This window comes from Mesorhizobium intechi (assembly GCF_002879535.1).
GTDB classification, from domain to species: Bacteria; Pseudomonadota; Alphaproteobacteria; order Rhizobiales; family Rhizobiaceae; genus Mesorhizobium; species Mesorhizobium intechi.
Genome location: NZ_PNOT02000224.1, coordinates 1 through 3673 on the forward strand (window position 1 = coordinate 1; position 3673 = coordinate 3673).

General features: G+C 65.0%; 4 protein-coding genes. 3 read left to right on the forward strand and 1 reads right to left on the reverse strand.

The genetic code is table 11. The features are described 5' to 3' along the window. Nucleotides 1–267 precede the first annotated feature (267 nt). Together C1D09_RS19615 and murI are read left to right on the forward strand one after the other, a co-directional pair. Nucleotides 268–1179, forward strand: a complete 912-nt coding sequence (locus C1D09_RS19615; protein WP_143975871.1) for an RNA methyltransferase — start codon at nt 268–270, stop codon at nt 1177–1179. Beyond that, nucleotides 1172–1960: a glutamate racemase gene (gene murI, locus C1D09_RS19620; protein WP_143975872.1), complete on the forward strand. Its 789-nt coding sequence runs from the start codon at nt 1172–1174 to the stop codon at nt 1958–1960. The genes C1D09_RS19615 and murI overlap by 8 nt, the downstream gene beginning before the upstream one ends. Before the next feature lie 79 nt (nt 1961–2039). Here the strand turns inward: murI and C1D09_RS19625 are convergent, their stop codons facing one another. Beyond that, nucleotides 2040–3422, reverse strand: coding sequence for an RNB domain-containing ribonuclease (locus C1D09_RS19625; RefSeq protein ID WP_143975873.1), 1383 nt, complete (start codon nt 3420–3422; stop codon nt 2040–2042). A gap of 162 nt (nt 3423–3584) precedes the next feature. On the opposite strand from C1D09_RS19625, the gene C1D09_RS19630 reads away from it, so the two are divergent. Further along, nucleotides 3585–3673, forward strand: an 89-nt coding sequence (locus C1D09_RS19630; protein ID WP_143975874.1) for a DUF3008 family protein, incomplete at its 3' end; no start/stop codon positions are given.

Below are 3673 nucleotides of genomic sequence, written 5' to 3' on the forward strand. Positions count from 1 at the left end.
GTATAGGGTTGGATAGCTTGTCATTGCCACGGCGGCCGCGATGCCCACGTCTCGACCATCTCTTGAGAAGACGGCGCAGGTGACTCGTCTGCTTGTACGGGTGCTTGACCATTTGCTCCAGCCCGCCAGTGGAGCGAATTTGGATTTTCGCGCAAACGCTGGGGTGGCGAGACAAGGCTATTTGTCGCCAGGTCACCGACAACTCTTCAAAAAGCCGTATCGATATGGCAGGACGCGGTGACCTCGTAGCGCAATCATCTGGAACACATGACCGGAACAGACTTTCAGCGTGGCCCCGGCGGTCCGGCGATCATCCTCGTCGAGCCGCAGCTGGGCGAGAACATCGGCATGGTCGCGCGCGCCATGGCCAATTTCGGCCTGTCGGAACTGCGTCTGGTCAATCCGCGCGACGGCTGGCCGAGCGAGAAGGCGCGCGCGGCCGCAAGCCGTGCCGACCATGTCATCGACGCCGTGAAGGTGTTCGACGATCTGGCCTCGGCGCTTGCCGACCTGAATTTCGTTTTCGCCACGACCGCCAGGCAGCGCGACGGCTTCAAGGCGGTGCGCGGGCCGGTGGAAGCGGGCAGGGTGTTGCGCGCCCGCCATGGCGTTGGGCAGCGCACCGGCATCCTCTTCGGCCGCGAGCGCTTCGGCCTCTACAATGACGAGGTCGGGCTCGCCGACGAGATCGTCACCTTTCCCGTCGATCCCGATTTCTCCTCGCTCAACATCGCCCAGGCCGCGCTGCTGATGTCCTATGAGTGGATGAAGTCTGGCCTCGAGGACGAGACCAAGACCAATTTCACCGGGCCGGAGATGAAGCCGGCCAGCAAGGAAGAACTGCACGGCCTTTTCGCCTACCTCGAAGGCGCATTGGAAGCGCGCGGCTATTTCCGGCCGGCGCCGAAGAAGCCCAAGATGGTCGACAACCTGCGCGCCGTGCTGACGCGCGCCGGCTTTGCCGAGCCGGAACTGAAGGTGCTGCGGGGCATCATCTCCTCGCTCGACAGGTTTTCGCCGGCAATGCCGCGCGGCGACGGCTCGCCGGGCGATGATCCAAGGCGCCTTCCGGCCGCGGCGCGCGCCGGCAAGGCAGAGGCGGATCGCCAGGTGCACAAGCCTGTGGGTGACGACGAGGACGCGCCGCCGCTGGGCGGCAAGGGAACCGACAATGACTGACCAGCCGATCCTGATGTTCGATTCCGGCGTCGGCGGGCTGACCGTGCTGCGCGAGGCGCGCGTGCTGATGCCGGACCGGCGCTTCGTCTATGTCGCGGACGATGCGGCCTTTCCTTTCGGCGCCTGGGAAGAACCGGCACTGCGCACCCACATACTCGAACTCTTCGCCAAATTGCTCGACCGGTTTGCGCCTTCCATTTCCGTCATCGCCTGCAACACAGCCTCGACGCTGGTGATCGATGCGCTGCGCGACAGATTTCCGGGGCATCCCTTCGTCGGCACCGTGCCGGCGGTCAAGCCGGCGGCGGAGCGTACCCGCTCCGGTCTGGTCTCCGTGCTGGCAACGCCGGGCACGGTGAAGCGACAATACACGCGCGACCTGATCAGCAAATGGGCGCAGAAATGCCATGTCCGCCTGGTTGGCAGCGACAGGCTGGCGGGCCTTGCCGAAGCCTATATGCGCGAGGGTTTCGTCGACGAGGAAGCCGTGCGCGCCGAGATCGCGCCCTGTTTCATGGAACAGGAGGGGCTTAGGACCGACATCGTCGTGCTGGCGTGCACGCACTATCCGTTCCTGGTCAACCGCATGCGCAAGACCGCGCCATGGCCGGTCGACTGGATCGATCCGGCCGAAGCGATCGCGAGGCGTGCCCTTTCGCTCTTGCCGCCCGTCGACGGTGGGGTGCTGCAAGGCGAGCCCGACATCGCCGTCTTTACGTCAGGCAAGGCGGATTTCGCCGTCGGCCGACTGATGCAGGGCTTTGGACTGTCCGTGCGCTAATGCATGTCGCCCAAAGTGACATCCGCCCTGGCGCGGCGACATTCATAAAAGCGAGCCAAAGCGGCGGAACGCCAGTCGCTCAAACCGGTTCGAAGACGATGCTGCGTTGATCCGGATCGGCCGAGGCCAGCTTTAGCGTCACACCGTCGCCCTGCCTGAGACCGGAGGCCTTTACGGTGGCAACGACAGGCATGTCGGCAAGCTGGACGCGCACGCCATGGTCGACGAAGTCGGTGACGACGGCTTTGAACGTTTCCCCTTCGCGTCCCCTCAGCATCACCGCCTCGGCAAGGTCGATGGCTGCGTGGTTGATCTGCGAAGCGCGGGCATCCGCACGTCCCATCACCTTCGGCAGTCCGGCGAACGCATCGGTGACCGCCTGCGGCACTTGCTGGCCGTTGGCGATAGCCAGCGCGCAGCGCACGACATAGCGATCGGCCAGTCGCCTCAGTGGCGCGGTGGCGTGGGCATAGGTTGCGGCCATCGCCTCGTGCCAGGGGACGACACCTTCATGGTAGGGCTGGTAGGACGCGCCGTTGCCTGCGCGGCGGATTTCCAGCATCAACGCCGCCTGTTTCGGATCAGCCGGATCGAGCGTGCGCTGGTAGTCGCGCAGATTGGTTGAGGCCGGCCAGAACAGACCGAGCGCCTGTGCCGCGTTGCGCAATCCCTGCACCTTGGAGGCGTCCGGCCCAGACATCACCCGGAACAGCCCGGTCTTGTGCGCCAGCATGGCGTCGGCGATCGCCATGTTGGCGGCCAGTGAAAGCGCGGCATTGTCCTGCTCGGATTGCAGCAGCGGTCTGAACGAAAGCCGGAAGCTGCCATCGGCAAGCCTTTCCACCTCCTGCTCGGGCGGGTCGACGCGGGAAGCGTCGCGCCGCTCTTCATTTGCCGCCATGCGCCGCGCCATTTCGGCGAAGCCGGCCGGAACGTCGGAGGCCTTTACGCTGTCATAGGCGAGCTTCGCGCGGCTTTGGATGATTGCCCGCTCCGCGCCATCCAACTTCACCGCACCATCCCCAGCGACCCGAACGGTGAAGATGGCGGCTGGACGTGGTCCGTCCGGCAACAGGCTCGCCGCACCCTCGGCGATTGCCGGCGGATAGAGCCCGGCCTTACCGTCCGGCAGGTACAACGTCTCGCCTCGCGTCCAGGCTTCGCGATCCAGCGCGTCGCCGTCCTCGACGAACCATGCAACGTCGGCAATGGCATAATACAACAGAAGATCGCCGCCGCTTGCCTCGATCCAGAAAGCCTGGTCAAGATCGGTGGAGGTCGCCGGATCGAGCGTGACGAAGGGCATGCCCGTTCGATCGGCATGATGGTTCGGCACACGTCTGGCCGCCGCCTCCGCCGCGGCCATTGCGTCCGCCGCAAATCCATCCGGCACGTGGAATTCGGTGCGGATTTTCGCCAGGCCGGTGGAGAGAGCTTGTGAAGGGTCTGTGAGAGACTTCATTCAGTCGTCCTACACCAGGGTTTGGGACACGGGAAGGCTGCCGACGAATTCGCCAAAGCTGGCTGCCTGACCGGCGGCGATGGGACGAGAAACGGGGCCACCGGCACTGGAACCACGGCCGAAGAGCGGCGTTTCCCTGCCTGATGCCAAAGGAGAACCGTCATGCCAGCCACCTCGAAAGCCCAGCAGAAAGCCGCCGGCGCAGCGCTCTCCGCCAAGCGCGGCGAGACGAAAAAGAGCGAGCTCAAGGG

Excerpts from the sequence above, each read along its gene's own strand:
- C1D09_RS19625 (WP_143975873.1), bottom strand. The coding sequence starts at position 3,422 with ATGAAGTCTCTCACAGACCCTTCACAAGCTCTCTCCACCGGCCTGGCG.
- murI (WP_143975872.1), top strand. The coding sequence starts at position 1,172 with ATGACTGACCAGCCGATCCTGATGTTCGATTCCGGCGTCGGCGGGCTG.
- C1D09_RS19615 (WP_143975871.1), top strand. The coding sequence starts at position 268 with ATGACCGGAACAGACTTTCAGCGTGGCCCCGGCGGTCCGGCGATCATC.